The sequence below is a fragment of the Novosphingobium sp. FW305-C-30-35 genome (assembly GCF_058783135.1).
Genome location: NZ_JBYSYJ010000001.1, coordinates 2,726,496 through 2,752,449, shown reverse-complemented (window position 1 = coordinate 2,752,449; position 25,954 = coordinate 2,726,496). Strand labels below are relative to the sequence as shown.

General features: G+C 63.3%; 25 protein-coding genes, 1 tRNA gene and 1 pseudogene. 12 read left to right on the top strand and 15 right to left on the bottom strand.

What is annotated here, in order from left to right:
• Positions 1-30: 30 nt before the first annotated feature.
• Positions 31-894 (bottom strand): alpha/beta fold hydrolase, encoded by an 864-nt coding sequence (locus AC3WLM_RS13635; RefSeq protein ID WP_039337507.1) that lies wholly within the window; start codon positions 892-894, stop codon positions 31-33.
• Between the two features lie 609 nt (positions 895-1,503).
• Here AC3WLM_RS13635 and AC3WLM_RS13630 point away from each other — a divergent pair.
• Genes AC3WLM_RS13630 through AC3WLM_RS13610 form a run of 5 tightly spaced genes read left to right on the top strand, consistent with a single transcriptional unit; the run spans position 1,504 to position 9,004 of the window.
• A complete protein-coding gene (locus tag AC3WLM_RS13630) occupies positions 1,504-2,517 on the top strand; it encodes an efflux RND transporter periplasmic adaptor subunit (protein WP_492477634.1) in 1,014 nt (337 codons plus the stop codon).
• On the top strand, positions 2,517-5,621 hold the full coding sequence (locus tag AC3WLM_RS13625) for an efflux RND transporter permease subunit (protein ID WP_492477633.1): 3,105 nt from the start codon (positions 2,517-2,519) through the stop codon (positions 5,619-5,621). The genes AC3WLM_RS13630 and AC3WLM_RS13625 overlap by 1 nt, the downstream gene beginning before the upstream one ends.
• A complete protein-coding gene (locus AC3WLM_RS13620) occupies positions 5,618-6,997 on the top strand; it encodes an efflux transporter outer membrane subunit (protein WP_492477632.1) in 1,380 nt (459 codons plus the stop codon). Before AC3WLM_RS13625 ends, AC3WLM_RS13620 begins: the two co-directional genes overlap by 4 nt.
• Positions 6,998-7,001: 4 nt before the next feature.
• A complete protein-coding gene (locus tag AC3WLM_RS13615) occupies positions 7,002-7,679 on the top strand; it encodes a response regulator transcription factor (protein WP_492477631.1) in 678 nt (225 codons plus the stop codon).
• A complete protein-coding gene (locus tag AC3WLM_RS13610; protein WP_492477630.1) occupies positions 7,676-9,004 on the top strand; it encodes a sensor histidine kinase in 1,329 nt (442 codons plus the stop codon). Before AC3WLM_RS13615 ends, AC3WLM_RS13610 begins: the two co-directional genes overlap by 4 nt.
• A gap of 192 nt (positions 9,005-9,196) precedes the next feature.
• Here the strand turns inward: AC3WLM_RS13610 and AC3WLM_RS13605 are convergent, their stop codons facing one another.
• The gene (locus AC3WLM_RS13605) at positions 9,197-9,427 is read right to left on the bottom strand and encodes an AlpA family phage regulatory protein (protein WP_492477629.1); all 231 of its coding nucleotides are present in this window, start codon (positions 9,425-9,427) and stop codon (positions 9,197-9,199) included.
• Between the two features lie 46 nt (positions 9,428-9,473).
• Positions 9,474-9,935, bottom strand: coding sequence for a transcriptional regulator (locus tag AC3WLM_RS13600; RefSeq protein ID WP_492477628.1), 462 nt, complete (start codon positions 9,933-9,935; stop codon positions 9,474-9,476).
• 564 nt (positions 9,936-10,499) lie between these two features.
• On the opposite strand from AC3WLM_RS13600, the pseudogene AC3WLM_RS13595 reads away from it, so the two are divergent.
• The 3 genes and pseudogenes from AC3WLM_RS13595 to istB form a co-directional block, all read left to right on the top strand.
• Positions 10,500-10,910 (top strand): annotated as a pseudogene (locus tag AC3WLM_RS13595) (lytic transglycosylase domain-containing protein); the annotation flags it as partial.
• 67 nt (positions 10,911-10,977) lie between these two features.
• A complete protein-coding gene (istA, locus tag AC3WLM_RS13590) occupies positions 10,978-12,492 on the top strand; it encodes an IS21 family transposase (RefSeq protein WP_492478074.1) in 1,515 nt (504 codons plus the stop codon).
• A complete protein-coding gene (istB, locus tag AC3WLM_RS13585; RefSeq protein ID WP_492478075.1) occupies positions 12,479-13,207 on the top strand; it encodes an IS21-like element helper ATPase IstB in 729 nt (242 codons plus the stop codon). The genes istA and istB overlap by 14 nt, the downstream gene beginning before the upstream one ends.
• A 183-nt stretch (positions 13,208-13,390) precedes the next feature.
• Here istB and AC3WLM_RS13580 read toward each other — a convergent pair whose 3' ends face one another.
• Together AC3WLM_RS13580 and AC3WLM_RS13575 are read right to left on the bottom strand one after the other, a co-directional pair.
• On the bottom strand, positions 13,391-14,206 hold the full coding sequence (locus AC3WLM_RS13580) for a tyrosine-type recombinase/integrase (protein ID WP_492477627.1): 816 nt from the start codon (positions 14,204-14,206) through the stop codon (positions 13,391-13,393).
• Positions 14,207-14,362: 156 nt separating this feature from the next.
• Positions 14,363-14,452: transfer RNA gene (locus AC3WLM_RS13575), tRNA-Ser, on the bottom strand.
• Between the two features lie 177 nt (positions 14,453-14,629).
• On the opposite strand from AC3WLM_RS13575, the gene hspQ reads away from it, so the two are divergent.
• Positions 14,630-15,010 carry a heat shock protein HspQ gene (gene hspQ / locus AC3WLM_RS13570; protein WP_062345547.1) on the top strand — a complete coding sequence of 127 codons (381 nt, stop codon included), beginning with the start codon at positions 14,630-14,632 and terminating at the stop codon, positions 15,008-15,010.
• 46 nt (positions 15,011-15,056) lie between these two features.
• Here hspQ and AC3WLM_RS13565 read toward each other — a convergent pair whose 3' ends face one another.
• Positions 15,057-15,935, bottom strand: coding sequence for an ABC transporter permease (locus tag AC3WLM_RS13565; protein ID WP_039337772.1), 879 nt, complete (start codon positions 15,933-15,935; stop codon positions 15,057-15,059).
• Positions 15,936-16,045: 110 nt separating this feature from the next.
• Here AC3WLM_RS13565 and AC3WLM_RS13560 point away from each other — a divergent pair, with 110 nt between their 5' ends.
• Together AC3WLM_RS13560 and AC3WLM_RS13555 are read left to right on the top strand one after the other, a co-directional pair.
• Positions 16,046-16,744 (top strand): GcrA family cell cycle regulator, encoded by a 699-nt coding sequence (locus tag AC3WLM_RS13560; RefSeq protein WP_492477626.1) that lies wholly within the window; start codon positions 16,046-16,048, stop codon positions 16,742-16,744.
• A gap of 786 nt (positions 16,745-17,530) precedes the next feature.
• Positions 17,531-17,992, top strand: a complete 462-nt coding sequence (locus tag AC3WLM_RS13555) for a GGDEF domain-containing protein (RefSeq protein ID WP_492478127.1) — start codon at positions 17,531-17,533, stop codon at positions 17,990-17,992.
• 28 nt (positions 17,993-18,020) lie between these two features.
• Here the strand turns inward: AC3WLM_RS13555 and AC3WLM_RS13550 are convergent, their stop codons facing one another.
• The 7 genes from AC3WLM_RS13550 to AC3WLM_RS13520 form a co-directional block, all read right to left on the bottom strand.
• Entirely contained in the window at positions 18,021-18,251 is a 231-nt protein-coding gene (locus AC3WLM_RS13550) for a hypothetical protein (RefSeq protein WP_039337769.1), read from the bottom strand.
• Positions 18,252-18,631: 380 nt separating this feature from the next.
• Positions 18,632-20,935: a polyribonucleotide nucleotidyltransferase gene (gene pnp, locus AC3WLM_RS13545; RefSeq protein ID WP_492477625.1), complete on the bottom strand. Its 2,304-nt coding sequence runs from the start codon at positions 20,933-20,935 to the stop codon at positions 18,632-18,634.
• A 162-nt stretch (positions 20,936-21,097) separates the two neighbouring features.
• Positions 21,098-21,367, bottom strand: a complete 270-nt coding sequence (gene rpsO, locus AC3WLM_RS13540) for a 30S ribosomal protein S15 (protein ID WP_039337765.1) — start codon at positions 21,365-21,367, stop codon at positions 21,098-21,100.
• Between the two features lie 5 nt (positions 21,368-21,372).
• Positions 21,373-22,284: a tRNA pseudouridine(55) synthase TruB gene (gene truB, locus AC3WLM_RS13535; RefSeq protein WP_492477624.1), complete on the bottom strand. Its 912-nt coding sequence runs from the start codon at positions 22,282-22,284 to the stop codon at positions 21,373-21,375.
• A 2-nt stretch (positions 22,285-22,286) separates the two neighbouring features.
• Entirely contained in the window at positions 22,287-22,994 is a 708-nt protein-coding gene (locus AC3WLM_RS13530) for a site-2 protease family protein (RefSeq protein WP_492477623.1), read from the bottom strand.
• Positions 22,991-23,542 carry a GNAT family N-acetyltransferase gene (locus AC3WLM_RS13525; protein ID WP_427464450.1) on the bottom strand — a complete coding sequence of 184 codons (552 nt, stop codon included), beginning with the start codon at positions 23,540-23,542 and terminating at the stop codon, positions 22,991-22,993. Before AC3WLM_RS13525 ends, AC3WLM_RS13530 begins: the two co-directional genes overlap by 4 nt.
• Positions 23,539-24,117 (bottom strand): thymidine kinase, encoded by a 579-nt coding sequence (locus tag AC3WLM_RS13520; protein WP_427464448.1) that lies wholly within the window; start codon positions 24,115-24,117, stop codon positions 23,539-23,541. Before AC3WLM_RS13520 ends, AC3WLM_RS13525 begins: the two co-directional genes overlap by 4 nt.
• A gap of 52 nt (positions 24,118-24,169) precedes the next feature.
• Between AC3WLM_RS13520 and AC3WLM_RS13515 the strand changes: the two genes are divergently transcribed.
• Positions 24,170-24,760 carry a YceI family protein gene (locus tag AC3WLM_RS13515; RefSeq protein ID WP_492477622.1) on the top strand — a complete coding sequence of 197 codons (591 nt, stop codon included), beginning with the start codon at positions 24,170-24,172 and terminating at the stop codon, positions 24,758-24,760.
• Positions 24,761-24,763: 3 nt separating this feature from the next.
• Here the strand turns inward: AC3WLM_RS13515 and rbfA are convergent, their stop codons facing one another.
• Both rbfA and AC3WLM_RS13505 read right to left on the bottom strand, forming a co-directional pair.
• On the bottom strand, positions 24,764-25,162 hold the full coding sequence (gene rbfA, locus AC3WLM_RS13510; RefSeq protein ID WP_039337760.1) for a 30S ribosome-binding factor RbfA: 399 nt from the start codon (positions 25,160-25,162) through the stop codon (positions 24,764-24,766).
• Positions 25,163-25,164: 2 nt separating this feature from the next.
• The gene (locus AC3WLM_RS13505) at positions 25,165-25,701 is read right to left on the bottom strand and encodes a DUF1697 domain-containing protein (RefSeq protein ID WP_039337759.1); all 537 of its coding nucleotides are present in this window, start codon (positions 25,699-25,701) and stop codon (positions 25,165-25,167) included.
• Positions 25,702-25,954 lie beyond the last annotated feature (253 nt).

The window sequence follows — 25,954 nt, the reverse complement described above, 5'->3', positions numbered from 1 at the left end:
CTAGGCGCTGCCTCGCGCCGGGACAAGCAATCATCCCGGCTCGCGCAGCGCTTCGCCCGTCACAGGCGGCATCACACGCGCCAGAAAGCCGATGACCGCCTCGTTGAAAAGGTCGTTGCGATCGCCGGCCACCATGTGTCCCGCGCCGCCAATGTCGACGACCTCGAGCCGCGCAATCCGTTCTGCGAGATGCGCCACGCCTTCGTCGGTAACGATGTCCGACTTCATGCCGCGGACCAGCAATGTCGGCACAGTCGCGGTCCAACCCGCGTTCTCGATCAGGTCTTCGAGTGCGCCGTGAGGCCGCCCTCCGATCAGGAACTTCGGGTCCCAGTGCCAGTAGAACCGCCCATCGGAACCCTCGCGCAGGTTCTTGCGCAAGCCATCGAGCCGCGCCGGGCGTTTCCTGTCCGGATAATAGGCCGAGATCGCATCTGCAGCTTCCTCAAGCGAACCGAAACCACGCGGATTGGCCGACATGAACTCGACGATGCGGTCCACCCCGGATTCGGACAGACGCACCACCACGTCCACCAGCACCATCGCTGCCGGCATCGTCCCAAGGCTTGCCGCCGCCATCGACGAAAGTCCCCCCAAGGAAGCACCGACGAACGCGAATGGTCCCCGCGCCCGCGCTGCGATGGCCGTGAGGTCAGCAGCACGGCGGGCATAGGAATAATCGCCATCAGGCTCCCAGTCGCTCTCACCGTGGCCCAGCAGATCGTAGTTGATGACATGATAGCCGGCCTCGGCCAGTTCATGCCCGGCGCGGTCCCAGCTGTGCCGCGTCTGCCCACCGCCGTGCCCGAGGATCACGGTAGGCGCATCCGGGTTGCCCAGTTCGTCGGCCACGATGGCCAAACCGCCAGCTGCGGGAATGCGGATCGTCGTCATGCTGCGCAGCGTTGCGCAACATCCCGCGCCATGCAACAGGAATTAATTGGCCGATTAAAGCCGGGAATTCTCTCGTAATCGAGAAGCAGCGGTGGTGGCAGGGCTTGTACCGAACTATCCACTTAAGTACTGAAATTTATGGATAAATAATGGATTACCAGCTAAATTCTCCCACATTTCCTCCCACATAATGGACTCGCTGCGACGTACAGTTGTTCGCTTTGGGCGTTTTATCCGACCTGAACAGGTACAGAATCCACATCCAAACCTATGCATAACCGAAGCGACAGCCGCTGGTTCAAGCCCTGACAAGTGGGATGCGCAAATACCACACCGGGGGACATGACCGAAGGCTATGTGGGACTTAAGTTGGTCGACCACAGCCAGTTTCCATGAAGCGGGCGAAGTGGGACATAACACTCATTCCTGAATGGGATACCGATTGACCGCATTGGTCAGGGGCGGACGCGACCGTGCCTGGGAGCGTGTGGAGCGCCAACCGATGTCAGCTGCCTGCTACCAACAGCCTCGATTTCACTTTTGCATCGGGTCACACCTGCCGCGCAGCTGCACATTGGGAAATCGTATAGCAGCGCCAACGTTGCCCCAATGCTGACGCTTTATGCGAAGGGGATGCATATTCGTCTGATTTTTGTTCCTATCGTCCCTGCCGTCCTGCTGACCGCCTGCGGAAGCGAGCCTGCCTCGCCGCCCAAGCCGCCAGTTCACAGCGAGGCGGTCGCCCACGAAACCGAGCTTGTCCGCCTGAAGCTCACACCGGAAGCGCAGAAGCGGCTTGGGATTGTGACCGAGCGGATCGGGACGGGCACCGCTTCCGTGATGCGAATGACGAGCGGCGAGATCGTCATCTCAGCGGGTGTCGGCGGCGCGCCCATCAATTCTGCCAGCAATCTGCAACAGCTCTCGGCTCAGCAGGTCGCTGCCGATGGCGAACTTGCGCGGGCACGGGCGCAGCTGGCCTTGGCGCGCGTCGCCTATGATCGTGCCTCGGCTCTGGTCGATGAGGAAGCGGGCAGCATTCGCGCGCGTGATGAAGCGACGGCGGCGCTCGGTGCGGCAAAGGCTGCTGCGGACGCGGCTGCGGCCCAGCGCCGCCTGCTCGGGCCAGCGGTGGCGAGCCTTGGCAACCAGCGCTACGTCTGGGTTCGGGTGCCGGTGTTCGGGAGCGATCTTGCCGGGCTGCAACAAGGCCAGTCGGCGCTGATCTCGCCGCTTGGACAGGACGGCGCGAAACGATCGGCGCGGCCCGTCGATGCGCCGCCATCGGCGAACGCAGTCGCTGGCACCGTCGATCTCTATTTCGCGCTCGACAATCGTGATCGGGCCTATCGTGTCGGCCAGCGGGTCAGCGTCGCGCTCCCGCTCGCTGGTGGGCGAAGCGAAGGGCTGTCCGTGCCGACCTCCGCAATCCTGCGCGACATCTATGGCGGCGAATGGGTCTATGCCAAGACCGAGGCCGACACCTACGTGCGCCAGCGGGTCGAGGTTGCCGCAACCGAAGATGGTCGTGCGATCCTCTCGCGGGGTTTGCGTCCCGGCACGCTGGTGGTCACGGCAGGTGCGGCTGAGCTGTTCGGCACCGAGTTTGGGGTCGCGCACTGATGCTCGCCTGGCTGGTTCGCTCCGCGCTCAAGCAGCGCGTGCTGGTGCTTGCGATGGCGGCGCTCTTGGTGGTGCTTGGCCTGCGAGCGTCTGCCGATGTGCCGCTGGATGTCTTCCCCGAGTTCGCTCCGCCTATCGTCGAGATCCAGACCGAAGCGCCGGGCCTGTCGACCGAGGAGGTTGAAAGCCTGATCACGGTGCCGATCGAAACCGCGGTCAACGGCGTGCCCGATCTGGCAACCTTGCGTTCGAAGTCGGTGCTGGGCCTCTCCTCGGTGACGATCCTGTTCGAGCGCGGCACCGATGTGATCCGCGCCCGCCAGCTGGTGCAGGAGCGCGTGGCGCAGGTGCAGGCACGACTGCCCGCCGCTGCCCGCCCGCCGGTGATGCTGCCGCCGCTGTCGTCCACGAGCCGGGCGATGAAGATCGGCATATCCTCCAAGAAGCTTGATCAGATGCAGCTGTCCGAGCTGGTGCGCTGGACGATCCGGCCCAAGCTGATGTCGGTGCCGGGCGTCGCCAATGTCGCCGTGTGGGGCTACCGCGACCGGCAGTTGCAGGTTCTGGCCGATCCCGACCGGCTGCAAGCCTCGGGCGTCACGCTGGCCGAACTGCGCGCAGCGACAGGCGATGCGGTGCTGGTCGGCGGCGGCGGCTTTGTCGATACGCCCAACCAGCGGCTACCCGTTCAGCAGGCAGGTGCGATCCAGACCGCCGAGGACCTATCCCGCACTGTCATCAAGATCGCAGGCGATGCGCCGGTGCGGGTGGGGGATGTCGCGCGGGTGACCGATGGCTTTGCCGCCCCCATCGGCAATGCGATCATCGACGATGGTCCGGGCATCATGCTGATCGTCGAGAAGCAGCCGACCGGCAATACGCTCCAGCTGACCCGCGATGTCGAGGCGGCGGTCGAAGAGCTGCGGCCCGGCCTCAAGGACGTCAAGATCGACACCACGATCTTCCGTCCGGCAACCTTCATCGAGAAGTCGATCGACAACCTGACCCGCGCGCTGATGATCGGCTGCCTGCTGGTGGCGATCGTGCTGTTCGCTTTCACACGCGACTGGCGGCAGGCCACGATCAGCCTTGTAGCGATCCCGCTGTCACTGCTGGCGGCAGGTCTCATGCTGCTGTGGAGCGGGGCGACGATCAACACGATGGTGATCGCCGGTCTGGTGATTGCCCTTGGCGAGGTGGTCGATGATGCGATCATCGATGTCGAGAACATCGCCCGCCGTCTCCGCCTGAACCGTGAGGCGGGCAATCCGCGCTCGGCTTTTGCCGTGGTGCTCTCGGCCTCGCTCGAAGTGCGCACGGCGGTGGTCTTCGCCTCGCTAATCGTGATGCTGGTGTTCCTGCCGATCTTCTTCCTCGGCGGGGTGGCGGGGACGTTCTTCCGGCCACTCGCCATTGCCTATGTGCTGGCGATTGCCGCCTCGCTGCTGGTCGCGTTGGTGGTGACGCCTGCGATGTGTCTGATGCTGCTGCCGAATGCACCCATGAAGGAGCATCGCGACACGCGCTTTGTCGCCTCGCTCAAGCAGCGCTATCTCGGCGTTCTACCCCGGCTGATCGACCGGCCTCGCCTTTCCATGGGCATCGTCGCGGGCGGCCTGCTGCTTTCCGGCGTGGGCTACCTGGGATTCAAGGACCAGTTCCTGCCCGACTTCCGCGAGACCGACTTCCTGATGCATTTCGTCGAGAAGCCGGGCGTCGGCATCGATGCGATGGACCGCATCACCATCCGCGCCTCGAAGGAGCTGCGCGCGATCCCCGGCGTGCGCAACTTCGGGGCGCATATCGGGCGTGCCGAGGCTGCCGACGAGGTGGTGGGTCCGAACTTCACCGAGCTGTGGATCAGCCTCGATGACGAGGCTGACTACGACGCCAGCGTTGCGCGCATCAAGGAAGTGGTCGAAGGCTACCCCGGCCTTTACCGCGACGTGCTCACCTATCTGCGCGAACGCATCAAGGAGGTGCTCTCGGGCGCGGGCGCGACCGTGGTGGTGCGGATCTACGGCCCTGACCAGGACGAGCTGCGCGCCGCAGCCGAGCGGGTGCGCGGCAAGGTCGCCAGCATCCCCGGCGTCACCGATCTCAAGGTCGAACAGCAGGTGCTCGTGCCGCAGATCCAGATTCGCCCGCGTGCCGCCGATCTGGTCACGCTTGGCCTCACGCCGGGCGAGGTGCGGCGGCAAGCGCAGACTCTCGTGGCGGGCGAGAAGCTGGGCGAAATCTACCGCGACCAAAAGGCTTTCGATGTTGCCTTGTGGGGCGAACCTGAAATCCGCGGCGACCAGCACGCGCTTGCCGATCTGATGATCCAGACTCCGGTCGGCGCGCCCGTCCGCCTGCGCGACGTCGCTGATGTCGTGATCGTGCCCGCGCCCAACGAGATCAAGCGCGAGGACGGCCAGCGCCGTCTCGATGTCACGCTCAACATCGCCAGCGATGCCGATCTCGGAGCCGTTGCGCGCGGGGTCGAGGCGGCGGTGAGCGAGGTGCCCTTTGCGACCGGCTACCACCCCGAGATCCTCGGCGAATATGCCGCTCTCAAGGAATCGCGCGAACGGCTGTGGACGGTGGGTCTTGCCTGCCTAATCGGCATCCTGCTGCTCGTCTGGCTGGAGTTCCGCTCCGCCCGGATCACGGCGCTGGTGGGCCTTAGCCTGCCCTTTGCGCTGGTCGGCGGGGTCATCGGGGTCGCGCTCACTGGCGGTGTTCTGTCGCTGGGATCGCTGGTCGGCTTCGTCACCGTGATCGGGATCTCGGCGCGCAACGGGATCATGCTGCTCTCGCATTACGATCATCTGCGGCGGTTCGAGGGCGAGGCGTTCGGCCCGGCCCTGATCCTTCGCGGTGCGCAGGAGCGTCTTGTGCCGATCCTGATGACTGCGCTGTGCGCAGGGCTTGCGCTGGTGCCGCTGGTGATCGCGGGCGACAAGCCGGGTCACGAGATCGAGCATCCGATGGCGATCGTCATCCTCGGCGGCCTGATCTCGTCTACCGCGCTCAACCTGTTCCTGATGCCCGCGCTCTACGCCCGCTTCGGCAAGGAACGCCCGACACCCGAGCCCGAACTGGCGGAGGCGGTGGCATGAAGCGCTTTGCCCCCCTCGCGGCGCTGATGGTGACCGCCTGCGCAACCACGCCCCCACCTGCGGCAACCAAGATCGATCCCGCGATGGCTGCCGGGCCGTTCGCGAGCCTCCCGGTCGCTTCGATCGAGCCGGTGCCCGATGATTGGTGGCGGCTCTATGATGATCCTGTGCTTGATCGCCTCGTGGAGGCCAGCCTCGCAGCCAATGCCGACCTCAGGGTGGCCTATGCCAATCTCGATGGCGCGCGCGCGGCGCTGCGTCAGGCGCAAGCGGCACGGCTGCCCCAGACCACCATCGAGAGCAGTCTCGGCATCGACAATCCCGCCAATCAGCCAAGCGCATCGGGCAATGTGCCGACCACCGACTATGATCTGGCGGTGACCGCAAGCTGGGATGCGGACCTGTTCGGACGTCTCCGTTCGGGTGCTCTGGCCGCACGTGCCGATGCGGAAGCACAGGCCGCTGCGCTCGATGGGGTAAAGGTCGCGGTCGTCGCCGATACGGTTCTGGCCTATGTCGATCTGTGCGGCGCAACCCGCAGCCTTGCCGTCGTGCAAGAACAGGTCGTGCTTCAGGACCGCGCGCTGACCATCACCCGAAGCCAGCTGGCAGCAGGCGAGGTCTCCCCGCTGGAAGTGTCGCAGGCCGCCAACCTTGTCGCCGCGACCAAGGCGACCATCGCACCGCTGGAAGCAGCGCAGGCCAATGCGCGCTATCGCCTCGCCACGCTCGCAGGACGCCCGGCAAGCGAAGCCCGCACCAATCCCGTCGTTTGCGCAGCGCCGCCGAAACTGCGCACTGCGGCTCCCGTCAGCGATGGCACGTCTTTGCTACTGCGCCGCCCTGACATCCGCGAGGCCGAACGTCGCCTTGCGGCCGCTACCGCGCGTATCGGGGTGGCGCGTGCCGATCTCTACCCCCGCATCAACCTTGGCGGCGCGCTCGGCCTGTTGAGCGGCGGCCTCGTTGCCACTGGCTCGCCGCTGGTGAGCTGGGCGTTTCCCAATCAGGCTCCCGCCCGCGCGCGCATCGAACAGGCCGAGGCGACCGAGCGGGTCGCGCTGGCCGGATGGGATGTCGCGGTCCTCCGCGCGCTGCGCGAGGTCGAAACGGCGCTTGCAGCCTATGACGGCGAAGTGCGCCGCAATCGGGCGCTGACCGAGGCCCGAGATGAGGGACGCCTCTATGCGCGACGCGCCGAGGCTCGCGTCCGGCTTGGCGATGCGGCACCGCTGCTGCGGATCGATGCCGACCGCACACTGGCGCAGGCCGAGCTTTCGCTGGCGCAATCCGAACTCGCCGTCGCACAGGCGCAGGTGGCGCTGTTCCGTGCGCTTGGCGGTGGCTGGCGCAGCGGCGGTGAGCCGCTAGAATGATCGCATGAGAATCCTGATCGTCGAGGACGATACCGATACCAACCAGTTCATCGCCCGCGGCCTTGCCGAACTGGGCCATCAGGTTGTGACCAGCGGCGACGGGCGTGACGGGCTGTTCCATGCGACCGATGGCGGCTTCGATGCCATGGTGGTCGACCGGATGCTGCCTGGACTGGATGGCCTCGCTTTGGTCAAGGCCCTGCGCGCTGCTGGAAACATGACACCCGTGCTGATGCTCACCGCCGTCAGCGGGATTGCCGACCGGGTCGAAGGGCTCGAAGGCGGCGCGGATGATTATCTGGTGAAGCCTTTTGCCTTTACTGAACTGGCGGCCCGCCTCCATGCCCTGGGGCGTCGGCCATCAGCGGCAGCGGAGCCTGCGCGGTTGACGGCAGGTGACATCGTGCTCGATCTGCATCGCCGCACTGTCACGCGCGCAGACCGCAAGATTGCGCTCCAGCCCCGCGAGTTCACGCTTCTGGCCGAACTGATGCGCAACCCGGGCCGCATCATGACCCGCACCATGCTGCTAGAAAGGGTGTGGGACTTCGACTTCGACCCCAAGACCAATATCGTCGAGACCCATCTCAGCCGGTTGCGCTCCAAACTCAACGCGGGCTTCGACAGCGACCCGATCGAGACCGTGCGCGGCGCTGGCTATCTCATCAGGGACGGCGCATGAAGCGCTGGTGGCGCGGCACGTTCGGTCTGGTCGCTGCTGTCGCTCTCGGCTTTGCGCTCGCGACACTGGTGATCGGCGCTGTGGCGTTCGAAACCACGCATGAGGCGCTCGAACTGCAACTCGATCACCGCATCGCCATCGAAACGCAGGCACTGATCGACGAAGGGCAGGACGGGCATGAGGGTGTGGCTGCCGCCATCCGTCGGCGCGAGGCGGCAAGCAGCACGGCAAGCCTCGGCTATCGGCTCGTTGATGCCCAAAACAGGCCCGTGGCGGGATCGCTCGATACGATCGTCCCGCCCAAGCCCGGTTATGTCGAACTGCTGCCTTACAAAGCGAACGGCGAGGAACGGATCGCGCAGTCGCTGACGACTATCCTGCCGGGTGGCTACCGGCTGCTTGTCGGAGCCGATCGCGCCGCCATCGACGAAATGGACAACCGCCTCATACTCTTGTTCCTCGGCGCATTCGGCGCGATGCTGCTGCTCGGCATCGGTGCGGCCTGGCTGGTGGGCATCGTAACCCGGCGGCGGCTCGCCCGCATCGATCACACAGCGGCTGCGATCATTGCCGGCGATCTGTCGCGGCGCGTGCCCCTGACCGGAAGCGGCGACGAGTTCGACGGCGTGGCCACAACGCTCAACCGGATGCTCGACCGCATCGCCGGGCTGATGGAGAACCTGCGCCAGGTCTCAAGCGATGTCGCCCACGATCTGCGCACGCCGCTCACGCGGCTCCAAAATCGGCTCGACGAGGCCCTGCGCGAACGCAACCCCGAGCTGCAACGCGAGGCGATCGAGGCTGCCGCCAGGGAAGCAGGTGAGCTGCTCGAAGTCTTTTCCGCCCTGCTACGGATTGCCGAGGTCGAAGGCATGGCCGCCCGCGCACACTTCCAGACCATCGACCTCAGCGCGGTGGTGGCCGATGTGGCGGATGCTTTCCGACCCTCAATGGAGAGCAGCGGCCACCAGCTTCTCACTAGCATTGCGCCCGGCCTCACCATGCACGGCGATCGCAGACTGCTGCAACAGATGCTCACGAACCTGCTCGACAACGCCGCGCAGCACACGCCGCAGGGAACGACCGTTCACATCGTCCTGGCAAACGCTCATCACGGCATCAGCCTCGCCGTCACTGATAATGGTCCGGGCGTAAGCGAGAATGAGGCTCCCGAACTCTTCAACCGCTTCGCGCGGGTCGACCGCAGCCGTTCAACGCCCGGTCATGGTCTGGGGCTGGCCATGGTTGCGGCAATCGTTGCGGCGCATTCTGGCAAGGCAACGATTGCCCCGCGCCCGGGCTTTGGTGTGCACATCGAGCTTTGATCTTACCCAACAGGCTGGCCAGATGCTGGCATTCGCTCCTCGAGCACTCACCAGTCATGGGGGGCGTGATGAGTAATATCTAATGCAGCGTGGCTGCAATTGGCGGAAGCAGGCGCTCAATCCGGCGATCTTGAACGACGGGGTCTGGGTCGGAAGCCGCCCTTTCCGGAAGCGATAGGGCTGAATTCAAAGTCAGCTTGATACGATCTCGCGCATCCAATCGTTGATTTCTGCTTCGACCCACACAACACATTTGGGCCCCAGCGACCGCGACCGTGGGAACCGCCCCTCGCTCATCCGTTGATAGATAGCGGAGCGGCGCAGTCCGACACGCGCGATGACTTCCGGGAGGCGAAGAAAGCGAGCAGGTGCAGTGGCGGCCAGACGCGAGGGTTGCGTGCCATCTTGAGGTGAATGTTGCATTTCTAATCTCATTCGCTTGGGTTCGGTCCCCTCCGAACTCTGGAATTTACCGGGGCAGCGACATCGCGATGTCTCGGCCCACAAAATCATCGATGTGCTTGGCAAGCATTCGCGCCACGAGCTGCGCCGTGCCGCCTGCCCACCGAGGCCGCAGATCCTCAATCCTGCGCCCCAGGGTCCGCTGCAGATGGACGGGCAGGCTCGTGAAGAACTCTTCGAGAAATTCGCCCATCTCGCCATGCATCCACTCGCACGCGAGATCTTCCTGCCCGGCAAGCGCGAGGATCATGCTGGCTCGCGGTTGAGCTCCACAGGCGGCAAGAACACGAGCTGCCTCGTCGAGCCCGATGGGCCGCTCACCACGCGCAACGCGAAGCAAGGTCTCGCGATGCATCCCGCTTTCATTGGCAATCCTGTGGCGGGGCTTGCCAGCGGCTTCGATCGCATGGGCAAGCACGCGTGCCAGGCTTTCATTGGCCGGTCTGGCGGCGGCGGTTGGATGGTACATGGTTGTCTCCTAGCTTCTGCACTGGTGCGACTCGCAGGCATAACGCGAAGCATCCCATGTAGGAAAATAAAAAGAACAGAGACGGAACATCTCGTTTTAAGGCGAAACAGTTCCTCTATCCGATTCGTCGCCGAATCACGGCGGACGTGACGGTATTCACCGACATAGAAATACTGATTTAGCGCCATTATCGACGGCCTGGAACGTCGGGCAGCAAAAGATGTGTCCGCATCTGTCCGCCTCCATTAGAGATTGATGCTGCACACTTTCCTACGACCGTTTCCTAGATGCATGTGGAACACACAGCGAACGCAAGAACGCTGTGACCACCCCTCCAACCGGAGCTTCACATGCAGTCTCTCACCCTCCCCCGGCGCGTCGGCGTCACGGGTCTCGGCCCAAAGAACCTTGGCAGTGCCCTCAACATTGCCATCCCGGTCGCAGTCGCGGCGCTTGCGGCGAGCGCCGCCTATGCCGGCGCTGACACGACCTTCACCCCTGCCCTCACGAAGTTCACTCTGGCGTTCCTCGCAGACCGCCCCAGCACCGCGCCTGTCAGTGGCAGACGATGGCCGGGTCAACCTGCCATACAGATACGAACCCAATGCCAAGCCGGCCCCATCCGGGTTTCGGCGAGCAACCTACTTGCCTCACATCTATGCCGCGGAGGCGAAGTACTCATTGCCCGCGGGCCTGCTTGATGCGCTCGTATGGACAGAATCTCGTTACAACCCTTTGGCTGTCAGTCCTGCCGGTGCCGTGGGCCTTGGGCAGCTGATGCCCGCTACGGCAAAAGAGCTTGGGGTCTCCAATCGCTTCGATCCAATGGCCAACATCTTCGGCGCAGCGCGATACCTGCGGCAGATGCTCGACAGGTTTGGCTTGGTCCACCTCGCGGTAGCTGCCTACAATGCAGGTCCCGGCTGTGGAGCGGCGTGCAAAATTGACCCCCATAGCGGGGTGATCGGCGTCTAAAATTGACCCCTTCATTCCTGGGTGTGAGGCACCGCCGTTTGGGATTTCCAAGCGGTGGGGGATGGGGATGTTGATTGTGGAGACGACGGCGAAGATCCGACGAGAAGCGAGGCAGGGTAAACCGATCAAGGCGATCGCGCGGGATATGCATTTGTCGCGCAATACGGTGCGCAAGGCGATCCGGGCACCCGAGGCGCAGTTCAGTTATGAGCGGCGAGAGCAGCCACGTCCGCAGACCGGCCCGTTCCGGGAGCGCCTGGATGAGTTACTGGAACAGAACGAGGAACGGCCCCGCCGTGATCGGCTACGGTTGACCCGGCTTCACGATCTGCTGGAGCGGGAGGGCTTCACCGGTTCCTATGATGCGGTCCGGCGGTATGCGGCGCGCTGGAAGCGGGAACGCCGGGTGGATGCCGGGGACATGAGTAAGGTGTTCATCCCGCTGCTGTTCCGCCCCGGCGAGGCCTACCAGTTCGACTGGAGCCACGAGGACGTCGAGATTGCAGGCAAGCCGATGCGGGTGAAGGTGGCCCATATGCGGCTGTGCTGGTCGCGCGCACCGTTCGTACGGGCCTATCCGCGCGAGACGCAGGAGATGGTGTTCGATGCCCATGTGCGCGGCTTTGCCTTCTTCGGCGGTGTGCCCACCCGGGGCATCTACGACAACATGAAGACCGCGGTGACGACCGTGTTCACCGGCAAGGAGCGCATGTTCAACCGACGGTTCCTGATCATGACCGACCACTACGGCGTGGAGCCTGTGGCCTGCAGTCCGGCGGCGGGGTGGGAGAAGGGCCAGGTCGAGAACCAGGTCCAGACTGGCAGGGAGCGACTGTTCAAGCCTCGCCTGCGCTTTGCCACTATCGAGGAGTTGAACGCCTGGCTGGAGGCCGAGTGCCGGCGCTGGGCCGAGCGCTATGCCCACCCGGACCTGGAAGACACGACCATCGCTGCGGCCCTGGAGAGGGAGCGCGCCATGTTGCAGCCACTGCCCGTGCCGTTCGACGGGTTCTTCGAGAGCGAACATGTTGCCACCGCGACCTGCCTCGTCAGCTTCGATCGCAACCGCTACTCGGTCATGGCCAGTGCCGCTCGGCAGGTGGTGCAGGTACGCGCCTATGCCGACCGGATCGTGATCCGCCATGCCGGCAAGGTGGTCGCTGAGCATGCCCGCATGTTCGGACGCAACCAGACCGTGCTGGATCCCTGGCATTATCTGCCAGTGCTCGCGCGCAAGCCCGGCGCCTGGCGCAACGGCGCGCCGTTCCATGACTGGGAGCTGCCGCCTGCACTGGCACAGCTGCGTCGCAAGCTAGGCAGGAGCGACGATGCCGACCGGCGCTTTGTGCGGGTACTGGCTGCCGTGATCGACGATGGCCTTGCCGCGGTTGAGGGCGCGATACGCGAAGCCTTGGCGGCAGGCGCGGTCAACGACGAAGTGGTCCTCAATATCCTGTCGCGCCGACGCGAACCGCAGGTAGCGCAGCCCATCGACGTCGTGGTGGACCTCAAGCTCAAGCATCCGCCCATTGCCGACTGCGCGCGCTACGACACGGTGCGAGGCCTTGATGCAGCGGCATGAGATGATCAGCGCCCTGAAGGGGCTGGGCTTGAAGGGCATGGTCGCAGCCTTCGACGATGCGGTCACCCATGGCATCCGCCGCGACCGCTCCGTGATGGAGATGTTGGGCGACCTCCTGCATGCTGAAGTTGCACACCGCGAAGCAGCGTCGATCCGTTACCGCATGACCGCAGCCCGCCTGCCTGCGATCAAGGATCTGGATGGCTTCGTGTTCGACGATACACCGATCAATGAAGGGCTGGTTCGTTCTCTACACGCCGGATCGTTCCTGCCTGAACAGCGTAATATCGTGCTGGTCGGCGGCACCGGCACCGGCAAGACGCACCTGGCCCTTGCCATCGCTGCCGCCGTGGTCCGTGCCGGGGCACGAGGGCGGTTCTTTAACACCGTCGATCTGGTCAATCGGCTCGAGGAAGAGGCCCGTCAGGCCAAGGCAGGCAGCCTTGCAGCGCAACTAGCCCGGCTCGACCTCGTCGTGCTTGATGAGCTGGGATATCTGCCGTTCGCCCGATCAGGCGGCCAGATGCTGTTCCACCTGATCAGCAAGCTCTACGAAAAGACCTCGGTGATCATCACCACCAACCTGGCGTTCGGCGAATGGCCGAGCGTGTTCCACGATGCCAAAATGACGACGGCGCTGCTCGATCGCATTACCCACCATTGCGATATTATCGAGACGGGCAACGACAGCTGGCGGTTCAAACACCGCAGCTGAACCCCTTCCCCCGGACCCCCATCCCCGGCGGTTAACCCGGTGGGTCCACAGGTACCTCCCACGGACGCCGCCGCCAGCGCTCCTGACGGCGCGCGTCGTCGTCCGCGGGGCCCTCCTATGGACTACCGGGATAACCGCCAAAACAACAATCAGCTGGGGTCAATTTTGGACGCCGATAGGGGGTCAAATTTGCGCGCCGGTTGACATTGTCTCTGCATCGGACCAGTCAATGCCTTCTAGTTCGGACCAAGGCATGCTGCGGATCATGCCAGGTCTTTGCGCTGTGAGGGCAAGAAAGCGCGATGCTAGCTTCGTGAGTGGCGAGGCAGGCTCCACTTCCGTCTTCCGGATCATATCATGAAGCTCGGCGAGAGTTAAAAAGGCCGGCCGCTTCCGCGATCGTGGCACTGGTTTCAACGCTTTGGCAACAATCGCGGCCGGGTCGCGATTGGAGGCTCCCTCCGCAATCGAGTGAACGAAAACAGCGGACATGCGCTGCCTTACACGATGTGCAGTCTCGATTGCGCCACGCTTCTCAATTTTTCGGAGTACTGCGAGTACAAGCGGTTCGTCGATCTGCGTGACGGGGACATTGCCGAGCCACGGGAACACCTCCTTTTCAAGGCTGGTGATGACATCCTTGGCATGTACTGCTGTCCAGCGCTTCTCCTGCAACCCAAACCACGTTCGCGCCATCGCCTCAAAAGTGTTCGCCGCTGCTGCTGCATTTCGAAGAATTTCCTTCTTCGCTTCCAGACCAGGGTCTCTCCCTTCTCTCAGAAGCTTTCTAGCGTCAGCTTTGCGATCTCGCGCTTGGGCTAAAGTGACCTCCGGATAAGGGCCAAAGACCAATCGCCGCTCTTTGCCTGCAAAACGATATTTCAAACGCCAACTTTTGTGGCCAGATTTCGATACGAAAAGGTAGAGCCCTTCCGAATCCGCAAGCTTGTAATCACGGTCTTTGGGCTTCGCGTTGCGAACTGCCATATCGTTGAGCATGGATGCCCCCAATTCTGATTTTCGCTGCCCCCAAAATGCCCCCACTTTTCTTTGGAGGCATACGGAAGCATGAGAACAAACAGGGAACTTCATAGCTTAAAAAGCGCAGAAAATCAACGTTTTCTGAGCATTTACGGAAGCCTGTAGACAGGTGGCTGGCGGAGAGGGTGGGATTCGAACCCACGGTACGGTTGCCCGTACACCGCATTTCGAGTGCGGCGCATTCGACCACTCTGCCACCTCTCCATGGTGCCAATCAGGGTGCCGCAAGGGGCGTTCCCGGTCGAGGAAGCGCGCCGTTAGCGCATGCAAACCGGCTTGCCAAGTAGAAAGCGGAAAGCTTTTTCCACAGGCGGCCTTTGGGATGAACCTTTGTTGGCAAACGGCTTGTTTGCACCGCGGCGAAACCCTATATCCTTGTGCATGGATCGTGCGAGTTTCTTTTCGCCACAAGCTGGACGCGATATTTCGGCCCCCCCCGTCTCATCGGCGCGCTTCTCGATTGGCGACGTTGTTCGCCATCGCATGTTCGGCTTCCGCGGCGTCGTGTTCGATATCGACCCGGTCTTCGCCAACAGCGAGGAATGGTACCAATCTATCCCCGAGGACATCCGTCCCCCGCGTGACCAGCCGTTCTATCACCTTCTCGCCGAGAACGACGAGAACAGCTATGTCGCCTATGTCAGCCAGCAAAACCTCCAGTCTGATGCAGAGGCCGGGCCGGTTGACCACCCTTCGCTGGACGAGATGTTCGAGGGTTTCCGCAATGGCCGCTATCGGCTGAGGCGCAGCCTGTCGCACTGACGCCCAAGGGAGACCCGGCTCTCCCTTGTGGCCCGAATTGTGCTCGTCAGTTCTTGAGCTTCCAGCCGGACTTGAGCAGCCAATACAGCAACGCACCCAGAGCGACATTCACGACACCAAGGCCGATTGCGCCGTGCAGCACGGCCATGTTCGTGTCGCCGATGTCGCTTTGCCCGAGAAAGCCGAAGCGGAAGCCCGAGATCACGTAGAAGATCGGGTTCAGTCGACTCACTGCCTGAAACGCCGGAGCAAGATTGTCGATCACGTAGAACGTGCCCGACAGCATCGAGAGGGGCGTGATGACGAAGTTGGTGACGGCTGCGTTGTGATCGAACTTCTCGGCCCAGATCGACGTCAGCACACCGACGATGGCAAGCAGGATCGAACCCATCAGGCCAAACCAGACGACTGCCCAGGGATGGGCGATCTTCAGCGACACTCCCGGCCAAAGCAGCATTGCCCCTGCCACGGCAAGACCGACAAGAACCGCGCGCGTGACTGCCGCGCCCACCAATGCCGTCATCAGTTCGCCGGTGGAGATTGGCGGCATCAGGTAATCAACAATGGTCCCCTGGATCTTTCCGCCAAGAAGACTGAAACTGGAATTGGCAAAGGCATTGTTGATCATGCCCATCGCGATCAGGCCCGGCGCGACGAAGCTGGCAAAGTTCACGCCAAGAACCATGCGCCCACCATTGGCACCGCCGCCAAGCGCGAGCGTGAATATCATCAGATAAAGCAGCGTGGTGACCGCTGGAGCCCAGATCGTCTGGGTCTGGACCTTGAAGAAACGGCGGACCTCCTTCATATAGAGAGTCCACAGCCCCAGCCTGTTGAAGCCGCGGAAGACCGGTTGTCCGGGCGGGGCAAAGGTTCCGGCGTTGCGGGTTGTCGCCCCTTCACGGGGTAGCGGTTGATTGGCCATGGCCATCGCGGTATCGCGCTGGCACGCCGATGGCAAGCACGTGTCGGAACTTGCCGACCGGGCAGATTTTAACGGCCGGACCATTCCGGCACGGAAGGAAACGTGAAGGCATGAGCTGGACCGAAGAGCGGATCGAAAAGCTGACCAAGATGTGGGAGGGCGGGTCAACCGCCAGCCAGATCGCCGATGAACTCGGTGGCGTCAGCCGCAATGCGGTGATCGGCAAGGCACACCGCCTTGGACTCAAGGCGCGCCCTTCCCCGGTAAAGGCCAACGACAAGACGGATGCGTCGGCTTCTCCGGCAGCGCCCAAGGTTGCCAAGCCGGCCACCCCGGCTCCAGAACCCAAGGTCGCCGCGCCGCGCCCGGTCGTGGCGGCGGCACCGCCAGCTCCGGCGCCGGCACCTCGCGTTGCTCCCTCACCAGCCCCCGAAGCAAAGCCTGCCAGCGATGCTGCACCCGCTGCACCCCAACCGCGAATCGTCTCGGTTGGGCCCGGCGGCTTTTTGCGTCAGGGTCCCGGCGATCAGCAGGCGCCTATCCCGCCCGCCCCGCCGCGCCGCCTCGTGCCCGCACGCCCAAGCCCGGAAATCGCCGACAAGACCAGCCTGCTCGATCTCAACGATCGCATCTGCCGCTGGCCGATGGGCCACCCCGGCGAGCCGGACTTCCATTTCTGCGGCGAGAAGGTGAATCCCGGCTTCCCCTACTGTGTGGAGCATTGCGGCCGCGCATATCAAGCGCAGCTCCCACGCGGCCATCGTCGGCCTCCCCCGCCGATGCCTTTTGGCGGACCTCGCGTTCGCTGAGATCCACCTCAGGACGAACACGTATTCCCGGAATACTGCGGCGCCGCGTGGTTAATCTCACGCGGCGTTGGCCGTTCTGGCAGACATGACAAATGATCCTTCCTCGCGCGGGTCCCGGTCGCGCCTGCTCAGATGGCTCGGCCTTGCCCGAGAAGCGGAGTCCGGGGAGGAAACACTCGACAGCATCGGCCTCATCCGTGACGTGACTGCGCGCGAAATCTGGCTACCGGCCAAGCGCCGGCTTCTCGCGAAAGTGGCGGACTTCCTGATCGATCATGATCTCGAGGTGATGCCGTGGACGCTCGAGATCGCTTACGACTGTGTCACCGGTGCCAAGCCGAAGCTAGCCCAATTGATTCTCGAACGTACTGAAGCGGGGCAGCCGATCACGATTGTCTGGCTCGAACAAGTCGTTCGCGAGGAGGAAGGTGAAACCTCATCCGAACTCCTCGCCGCCCTCATGTCACGGTTGGAAGACACGCTCGAGGAGTTCGCAAGCGCCACGACCCACGCGAGGTCGGCGACGACCGAATATGGCGCCGCGTTGCAGCAACACGTCGATGATCTCGAACAAGTCGGTCGTGCCGGGGCGGTGATCACAGAGCTTGCCGCGCTCGCCAAGGCAATGATGCATCGCACGCGCGAGATCGAACACAACCTCTGCGAGTCCGAGCGGCGCGCAATGGAACTCCAGAAAAGTCTCGACGAAGCGCGTCGGGTAGCCGATGAGGATCACCTCACGGGACTTCCCAACCGCCGCGCGTTCGAAACCCTGTTCGAAAAGGAATATGCCGCAGCAAAGGCTTCCGGCGAACCGCTCTGCGTGGCGTTTGCGACATCGATCACTTCAAGCGCATCAATGACTGCCATGGCCACGCCGCAGGCGACCGGGTACTCAAAGTGGTTGCCGAGACCCTCAGCCAGATTTCAGACGCCCGCTGCCATGTGGCGCGGCACGGGGGCGAAGAGTTCGCCGTGCTGTTCCGCGCCCTCCCGCCCGAGAAGGCGTGGGACCGTCTAGATCAGGCGCGCGAAAGCATAGCGGAACGACGCCTCGTCAATCGCGCCACCGACATGCCGTTCGGCCGTGTCACGTTCTCCGGCGGGATCGCCGACGTCTTCGCCTACAAGACCCGCAGCGATGCACTGCGGGCGGCTGACGAAGCCCTCTATGCGGCAAAGCAGTCGGGTCGGAACTGTATCCTGGTGGCCGGACAGGAACCGCCACCCTTGCGCGACGCGGCCTAGCCGCCTCGAGGCCTGACCCTGTTCGCGATCAGCCGTACTGCGAGTTCTGGCTGCGTTGGAAGGCAAATCTCGGGACGCGTCCTTCGATCATGGTCGTCTTCAGCACGATCCGCATTTCGTCAGCGCCCTCCTCGCGCGTGCAGACAAGCCGCGTTCCACCCGAAGGCAGGACTTCGAGCGCGCTGATAGCGACGCCGGATTTCTCGCAAAGTGCTCGGACGCGGGCTTCGTTCAGTGTGGTATTCATGGCTCGGCTCATGCGGAGTACTCCGTTGCGAACGCGCTGAATGGCGCGTCGTGTGTGCTTGATGGCATCCAGGCGGCAGCCGCTGCCCGGTTCTTCATGCAACTACCCGCAGCAGCTGATCTGACTGGCCCCGGTGCTTGCGGTATTTTCGCGTGATTTCCACGGCCTGGCCCCACTGCGTAAGCGGGAGCGCACAGGTCTCTCAGCCGGTGATGCCTACATTGGTCCTCTCACCGATGCCTTGCAGTGGACCCATACCGGGACAATAGCAAACGCAAACTGTCCGGCGTCGGGGCCGGGCGGCCCTGCATGCGATCAAGCACAATCCGGCAAACGGAAAAAGGCCCCACCTTGCGGTGGAGCCCCTTTCTGTCTGGCCTGCTGGCCGTTCCTCAGTCGTCGGACTTGAGGAACGCCGGCATGTGATCCGGAGCCGGACCGTCTTCACGGTCACGGCGAGGACGATCACCGGCTTCACGACGGGGCCCACGGTCACCACGGCCACCACGATCATTGCCGCGCGGGCCACGACGGTCGCCGCGATCACCACGATCGCCGCGCGGTTCACGCGGTTCACGGGCGGGGCGGGTGTCCTCCAACTCCGCGCCAGTTTCCTGATCGACGACGCGCATCGACAGGCGAACCTTGCCGCGCTGGTCGATCTCGAGGACCTTGACGTAAACGTCCTGGCCTTCCTTCACCACGTCGGTCGGCTTTTCCACGCGCTCGTTCTTCATTTCGGAGACGTGGACGAGGCCGTCCTTGCCGCCCATGAAGTTCACGAAAGCGCCGAAGTCGACGATGTTGACGACCTTGCCCTTGTAGATCTTGCCGACCTCGGCTTCCTCGACGATGCCGAGGATCCAGTTCTTGGCGGCTTCGATCTGGGTCAGGTCCGAAGACGAGATCTTGATCAGGCCTTCGTCGTCGATGTCGACCTTTGCACCGGTGGTGGCCACGATCTCGCGGATCACCTTGCCGCCGGTGCCGATGACGTCGCGGATCTTCGACTTGTCGATCTGCAGCGTCTCGATGCGCGGCGCGTGCGCCGAAAGCTCGGTGCGTGCTTCGCCCAGCGCCTTGGTCATCTCGTTCAGGATGTGCGCGCGGCCTTCCGAAGCCTGCTTGAGGGCAACCTCAAAGATTTCGCGCGTGATGCCGGCGACCTTGATGTCCATCTGCATCGTGGTGATGCCTTCGGACGTGCCTGCCACCTTGAAGTCCATGTCGCCGAGGTGGTCCTCGTCGCCCAGGATGTCCGAGAGGACGGCGAACTCGCTGCCTTCAAGGATGAGGCCCATGGCGATGCCCGAAACCGGGCGCTTGATCGGCACGCCCGCGTCCATCATCGAAAGGCAGCCGCCGCAGACGGTGGCCATCGACGACGAGCCGTTCGACTCGGTCACGTCCGAAAGGACGCGGATGGTGTAGGGGAACTCGTCCTTGGTCGGCAGCACCGGGTGCAGTGCGCGCCATGCCAGCTTGCCATGGCCCACTTCACGACGGCCCGGAGCGCCGAAACGGCCAACTTCGCCAACCGAGTACGGCGGGAAATTGTAGTGGAGCATGAAGTTTTCGTAGCGCAGGCCTTCAAGGCCATCGATCATCTGCTCGGCGTCCTTGGTGCCCAGCGTGGTGGTGCAGATGGTCTGCGTTTCACCGCGCGTGAACAGCGCCGAACCGTGGGTGCGCGGCAGGAAGCCGACCATCGATTCGATCGGGCGGACCTGCGTGACCGAACGACCGTCGATGCGGGTGCCGTCCTTGAGGATGGCGCCGCGCACGATGTCGGCCTCGACCTTCTTCATGGTCTTGATGGCGACCATCTGGGTCTGCGGCGTTTCACCGGCGAACGCTTCCTTGGCCTTGGCGCGGGCGGCGTTCAGCGCGTCGGAACGGGCCGACTTGTTGGTCAGCTTGTAGGCAGCGGCGATGTCCGCGCCGACGAGGTCCTTGAGCTTCTTCTTGATGTCGGCGGTGTTGTCCGACAGGTCGATTTCCCAGGGATCCTTCGCAGCCTTCTCGGCCAGTTCGATGATCGCACCGATGACCTTGCGGCACTCGTCATGCGCGAACAGCACGGCACCGAGCATTTCGTCTTCGCTCAGTTCCTTGGCTTCCGATTCCACCATCATCACGGCAGAGTCGGTCGCGGCGACCACGAGGTCGAGGCGGCCATCGGTCAGCGCGGCGTCCTGCTTCGGGTTCAGCACGTATTCGCCATCGACGAAGCCGACGCGCGCAGCGCCGATCGGGCCCATGAACGGAACGCCCGAGATGGTCAGCGCAGCCGAGGCCGCAATCATCGCGACGATATCGGGTTCGGTCTCGCCGTCATAGCTCAGAACCTGGGCGATGACGTTGATTTCGTTGTAGAAACCTTCGGGGAACAGCGGGCGAACCGGACGGTCGATCAGGCGGGAAACCAGCGTTTCCTTTTCCGTCGCGCCGCGCTCGCGCTTGAAGAAACCGCCCGGAATGCGGCCAGCTGCCGAATACTTTTCCTGGTAGTGGACGGTCAGCGGGAAGAAGTCCTGGCCTTCCTTGACCGACTTTGCCGCGGTGACCGCGCAAAGGACTACAGTTTCGCCGTAAGTGGCGAGGACCGCGCCGTCAGCCTGACGGGCAATGCGGCCGGTTTCGAGGGTGAGGGTCTTTCCGCCCCACTCCAGCGATACGGTTTTGACGTCGAACATTTTACATCCTTCAGCCCGCGCGCCCTATTGCGAACGGGGTTTGCTGCCGGGGAATGCCGTCCCGGTCCGGTGTGGGGCCGTTTGTCTTGCCCCGGAGGCACCTCGCCGAATTGCGAGGACGCCAGAAAGCAAAAGCGGCCCGCTTGGGGCCGCTCCGCTTGGTTACTTGCGAAGACCGAGCTTCTGGATCAGGTCGTTGTAACGACCCACGTCCTTCTTCTTCAGGTAGTCGAGCAGCGAACGACGCTTGTTGACCATCATCAGCAAGCCGCGACGCGAGTGGTTGTCCTTGTGGTTGGACTTGAAGTGCTCGGTCAGCGTCTGGATGCGGCTGGTCAGGATCGCGACCTGAACTTCCGGCGAACCGGTGTCGCCTTCGGCGCGAGCGTGAGCGGCAATGACTTCCTGCTTCTTTTCTGCGGTAATCGACATGTATTCTACTCCGCGACATCCTTCAGATTAAAGCCCCTCTGGACCTTCAGGCTTCCGCCCGAAAGCTCCACCAGCGCGACCGGAACAGATCCGGCCCTCGCCCAGTAAAGCCCGTCCTCGAAGGGCAATCCCGCCAGAACGCGGCCCTGACGGACCGCCCTTGCCTGCTCGGGATCGAAGGAGAGAGCCGGGATGTCGACCAGCCCTGCCTCCAGCGGCAAGAGTATGTGTTCAAGGGGCGCGCCTTTACCCACATCGTTCAATTTGTCCAGCGAAATCGCCTGGGCAATGTCGAACGGCCCGGCCTTCAGGCGGCGCAGCATGGTAACATGCCCCACGGTGCCGAGCGCGCGGGCAATGTCGCGCGCAAGGCTGCGGATATACGTTCCTTTCGATACATGGGCAGTCAGGGTCAGTTCTTCAACCCGCGCCGGATCTGCAACAGGTTCGGCAACCAGCGAGCGGATCACCACATCACGCGATTTCAGCTCGAACGTCTCGCCCTTGCGCGCAAGGTCATAGGCACGTTCACCATCGACCATCAGCGCTGAATAGGCGGGCGGAACCTGCGAAATCGGGCCGGTAAAGCGCGGCAGCACTGCCTTGATCTCTTGCCAGGAAGGCCGGACGTCGCTTGTCGCCACGACCTTGCCCTCAAGGTCGAGCGTGTCCGATTCCTCACCGAAACCCACCGTGAAGGTATAGACCTTGCTCGCGTCGAGCATCCGGCCGCACAGCTTGGTCGCCTCGCCAATGGCGATCGGCAACACACCTGTTGCCAGCGGGTCAAGCGTGCCGCCATGGCCCACCTTGCACTTGCCGAAGCCCGCCGCCCGCAGGTTGCGCTTCACCCCCGCGACGCCCTGCGTCGAGCCGAACTCGAGCGGCTTGTCGAGAATGATCCAGCCATCAACCATGGTCAGAGTGGCTCTGGCCCGGCAACCAGCGTCGCCAGTCTGGCAAGGTGCTGTCCGAACCATTCCACCGGCGGCCCGATCAGCCGCTGCACCAGATGCAGCTCCGGCCAGAAGTACGGCAGGATCACGAGGAACGCGAACACCACCAGCAGGCCGTAAGGTTCAATCTTGCCATAGACGCGTGCCAGTGGCGCAGGCAGCACGCCCATCACGATGCGCGACCCGTCGAACGGCGGAATCGGCAGCAGGTTGAACGCGCCGAGGAAAAGATTGACGATCAGGAAGTTGCGCAGGTTGTCCGAAAGGAACAGCGCCTCCAGCCCCGGCTCGGCCATGCCGTCCGTTGCTCGCACCAGCAGGCCGAGCCCGATGGCGGCAATCAAGGCAAGCACGAAATTGGTGAGCGGCCCCGCAGCCGCCACCAGCACCATGCCCCAGCGCGGATTGCGCAAGCGGCGAAAGTCCACAGGCACCGGCTTGGCCCACCCGAATACCGGCGCGCCGCTCAGCTTCAGGAGCCCGGGCAGGATGATCGTCCCGAATGGATCGACATGGCGCAGCGGATTGAGGCTCAGCCGCTTCTGCTCCGCCGCCGTCGGATCGCCCAACGCCCGCGCCACCCAGCCATGGGCCACCTCGTGGAACACGATCGCCAGGATCATGGGAATTGCGATCGTGGCAATCTGCCAGACCAGACCTTCGGGGTTCATTTCTTGTTGCTCATCCAGTCGTCACGCAGGATCGAAAACAGCACGGTATCGCGCACACGCCCCGTCCACGTCCGACGCTCGTGGCGCATCACGCCTTCCTGCACTCCGCCAACCTTCCTGACCGCAGCCTGACTGCGCAGGTTCATCGTATCCACCTTGAACGCCACGCGCTCCAGCCCACAAGCAAAGGCGTGGTCGATCATCAGCCGCTTGAGCCGCCCGTTGAGGCCGGTGCCGCGAACCGATGGCACGATGTAGCTGTTGCCGATCTCAATCGACCAACCTGCCGCGCCATGTTCGATCCACGCCGTCATGCCGACCAGCACCTCGCCCGAAAAGACAGCATAGGGCCGCCGCTGCGGCGCAGAGTTCATCAGGCTGTCGAATTGCGGATCGAAAGCCTCGCCCCGGTAGCTGAAAGGATAGACGTCCCAGATCTCGTCATCCTGAGCACAAGCCCGCCGCAGGCCCTCGCGATGATCCTCGCGCAGCAGCTCGAGCCGCAAGTCGCCATCGGCGAGCGGCACGTACAGTCCATCTCCGCTCATGCCCCCATCGCCTCCGAAAAGTGCCTGCGACACAGCGCAACATAGCGGTCGTTCCCGCCGATCTCGGTCTGCGCGCCTGCCCGCACCGCTGCACCGCTTTCATCCACGCGCAGGTTCATGGTCGCCTTGCGCCCGCAGTGGCAGACGGCTTTCAATTCCACCAGCGAGTCCGCAATGCCGAGCAGAGCTGCCGCCCCTTCGAACAACTCCCCCTGAAAATCGGTGCGCAGGCCATAGCACAGCACCGGCACCCCTGCCTCGTCGGCAATCCGCGCCAGTTGCCAGACCTGTGCCTTGGACAGGAACTGCGCCTCGTCCACCAGCACGCAAGACAGCGGCTGTACCACATGGGCAGCTTTCACCGCTCCCCACAGGTCGGTAGCATGATCGAAACGATGGGCCTCGGCGTGAAGGCCGATGCGGCTTTCGATGGCACGGTCGCCGCCCCGGTCATCCAATGCCGCAGTCCACAGCATCGTGGCCATCCCTCGCTCGCGGTAGTTGAAGTCCGCCTGCAGAAGATTGGTCGATTTGCCGGCGTTCATGCTGGCGTAGTAGAAGTAGAGCTTGGCCATCGCGCACAGCCATAAGCACCACGTGCTGGATTGCCAGAGGGATCGCCGACCAATGCGCAGGAAAACTCGACGGATCATCAGCGCACTGGCCAGCGCCGCCGCGACATTGGTCCTGACCGGCAACGCCCCGCCGCAGAAGCTGCGCTACCGCATCGACGCCCCACACAGCGAAGTCCACGCCCGCGTCGGCTTCTTCGGCATCGCCAGCAAGACCGCGCGCTTTCCCGCCATCACCGGCGGGATCGAACTGGACCCAGCGCATCTCGATAACGTGAAGCTCGATGTGACGCTCGATGCGACGGCGCTACAGGCCGGAGATTCCGTCACGCTCAAACGTCTGAAAGGGCCGGACTTCTTCGATGTCGAACAACACCCGCAGGTCCGTTTCATCGGCCGTTCGATGGCGATGACCGGGCCGGTCACGGCGGTCGTCAGTGGCGAGCTTACCGCAAAGGGCGTCACACGCCAAACCACGCTAAACGTGAGCTTTGCCGCACCACCGGCCAAGGCCACAGGGCGCGAGGCGATCCGCCTTTCGGGGCGGACCAGGATCGACCGCACGGATTTCGGAATGAATGCCTATCGCCTGATCGTGTCGAAGTCCGTCACGATCACCATCAATGCGCAGATGGTCCCGGCCTGAAGCTCAATCCTCGGCGTCGAGATCGCGCCGCACCTTCGGGTCGCTCAGCAGCTGCTCGATCCGGCTTGCCTCGTCAAAACTCTCGTCTGGCAGGAACTTCAGTCGCGCCGCGTACTTTAGCCGCAGCCGCTGCGCCACTTCGCGCTGGAAGAACGCGGTATTGGTGCGCAGTGCCTTGAGGACGATCTCCTCGTCCTCACCCAGCAGCGCCTTGATGAACACCGTGGCATGGCGCAAGTCAGGCGACATGCGCACTTCGGTGACCGAAACGGTATGCGCCGAAAGAACGTCGTCATGCACTTCCTGCCGCGTCAACAGCTCCGACAGGATATGGCGCACCTGCTCACCCACCTTCAGCAGGCGGACGGAACGGGTTTCTGGGGAGGTTTGAAACTTGGCCAATTCTAACTCATCTTCGAAAGGATGCGTGCAATCGATCGCACGTTGCGCGCGGTGCCCCGGCAACCAAGACGGCGCTCGATGAAGGCGCTCGTCAGCTTGCTTTCGGCCACGCTGCTTACGAAATCGATATAGATGCTGCGCTCGCCGATTGCCAGTTTCTCGAGACCGCGCATCGCCTGGTCGGCTGCCAGCTTGTCGAAAGCTGCCTGGTCGGGCTGACGTTCGAGGAACAGCGTGTGGACCAGATTGTCCTTGCCGATGCCGGTAAAGGGATTGCCCTCCACCGCTTGTGCGATTGCTGCCCGATCGCGCACCGCGACAAAGCTCTTGATGTCGAACCGCTCCAGCATGACGTGCGCGAACAGGTCTTCAAGGCCATCCAGCGGACGATCGTCATAGTCGAACAGCAGGTTGCCGCTGGCGACCACGGTCTCCAACCCGGTCAGCCCTTCCCGCTCGAACGCCCAGCGCAGATCCGCCATCGTCACGCGATTACCGCCGACGTTGATGGATCCGAACAGGGCGACATAGCGGGTCATGGCAGGGGGCCGTTCTTGCAATTTAGAGCAAATGTGCTATCAGCAGCGGATCACTACGGTTGCTGATTTCACAATCACCATCCCGGAACCCGGACGCTGCTACGTCCGGGTTCTTTCTGTATTGGGGGTGCCGCTGCTACAGCACCCCCGCACTGGTTTTACTTGCGGCCAAGCTCGATGAGCTTGATCACCAGTCCGACGAGCCCCACGATCAACGTGGCCACGCCGAGAACCAGAATCACTACGGTATCCA

Coding starts and splice junctions, on each gene's coding strand:
- AC3WLM_RS13635 (WP_039337507.1), bottom strand. CDS start 894: ATGACGACGATCCGCATTCCCGCAGCTGGCGGTTTGGCCATCGTGGCC.
- AC3WLM_RS13630 (WP_492477634.1), top strand. CDS start 1,504: ATGCTGACGCTTTATGCGAAGGGGATGCATATTCGTCTGATTTTTGTT.
- AC3WLM_RS13625 (WP_492477633.1), top strand. CDS start 2,517: ATGCTCGCCTGGCTGGTTCGCTCCGCGCTCAAGCAGCGCGTGCTGGTG.
- AC3WLM_RS13620 (WP_492477632.1), top strand. CDS start 5,618: ATGAAGCGCTTTGCCCCCCTCGCGGCGCTGATGGTGACCGCCTGCGCA.
- AC3WLM_RS13615 (WP_492477631.1), top strand. CDS start 7,002: ATGAGAATCCTGATCGTCGAGGACGATACCGATACCAACCAGTTCATC.
- AC3WLM_RS13610 (WP_492477630.1), top strand. CDS start 7,676: ATGAAGCGCTGGTGGCGCGGCACGTTCGGTCTGGTCGCTGCTGTCGCT.
- AC3WLM_RS13605 (WP_492477629.1), bottom strand. CDS start 9,427: ATGCAACATTCACCTCAAGATGGCACGCAACCCTCGCGTCTGGCCGCC.
- AC3WLM_RS13600 (WP_492477628.1), bottom strand. CDS start 9,935: ATGTACCATCCAACCGCCGCCGCCAGACCGGCCAATGAAAGCCTGGCA.
- istA (WP_492478074.1), top strand. CDS start 10,978: ATGTTGATTGTGGAGACGACGGCGAAGATCCGACGAGAAGCGAGGCAG.
- istB (WP_492478075.1), top strand. CDS start 12,479: ATGCAGCGGCATGAGATGATCAGCGCCCTGAAGGGGCTGGGCTTGAAG.
- AC3WLM_RS13580 (WP_492477627.1), bottom strand. CDS start 14,206: ATGCTCAACGATATGGCAGTTCGCAACGCGAAGCCCAAAGACCGTGAT.
- hspQ (WP_062345547.1), top strand. CDS start 14,630: ATGGATCGTGCGAGTTTCTTTTCGCCACAAGCTGGACGCGATATTTCG.
- AC3WLM_RS13565 (WP_039337772.1), bottom strand. CDS start 15,935: ATGGCCAATCAACCGCTACCCCGTGAAGGGGCGACAACCCGCAACGCC.
- AC3WLM_RS13560 (WP_492477626.1), top strand. CDS start 16,046: ATGAGCTGGACCGAAGAGCGGATCGAAAAGCTGACCAAGATGTGGGAG.
- AC3WLM_RS13550 (WP_039337769.1), bottom strand. CDS start 18,251: ATGAGCCGAGCCATGAATACCACACTGAACGAAGCCCGCGTCCGAGCA.
- pnp (WP_492477625.1), bottom strand. CDS start 20,935: ATGTTCGACGTCAAAACCGTATCGCTGGAGTGGGGCGGAAAGACCCTC.
- rpsO (WP_039337765.1), bottom strand. CDS start 21,367: ATGTCGATTACCGCAGAAAAGAAGCAGGAAGTCATTGCCGCTCACGCT.
- truB (WP_492477624.1), bottom strand. CDS start 22,284: ATGGTTGATGGCTGGATCATTCTCGACAAGCCGCTCGAGTTCGGCTCG.
- AC3WLM_RS13530 (WP_492477623.1), bottom strand. CDS start 22,994: ATGAACCCCGAAGGTCTGGTCTGGCAGATTGCCACGATCGCAATTCCC.
- AC3WLM_RS13525 (WP_427464450.1), bottom strand. CDS start 23,542: ATGAGCGGAGATGGACTGTACGTGCCGCTCGCCGATGGCGACTTGCGG.
- AC3WLM_RS13520 (WP_427464448.1), bottom strand. CDS start 24,117: ATGGCCAAGCTCTACTTCTACTACGCCAGCATGAACGCCGGCAAATCG.
- AC3WLM_RS13515 (WP_492477622.1), top strand. CDS start 24,170: ATGCGCAGGAAAACTCGACGGATCATCAGCGCACTGGCCAGCGCCGCC.
- AC3WLM_RS13505 (WP_039337759.1), bottom strand. CDS start 25,701: ATGACCCGCTATGTCGCCCTGTTCGGATCCATCAACGTCGGCGGTAAT.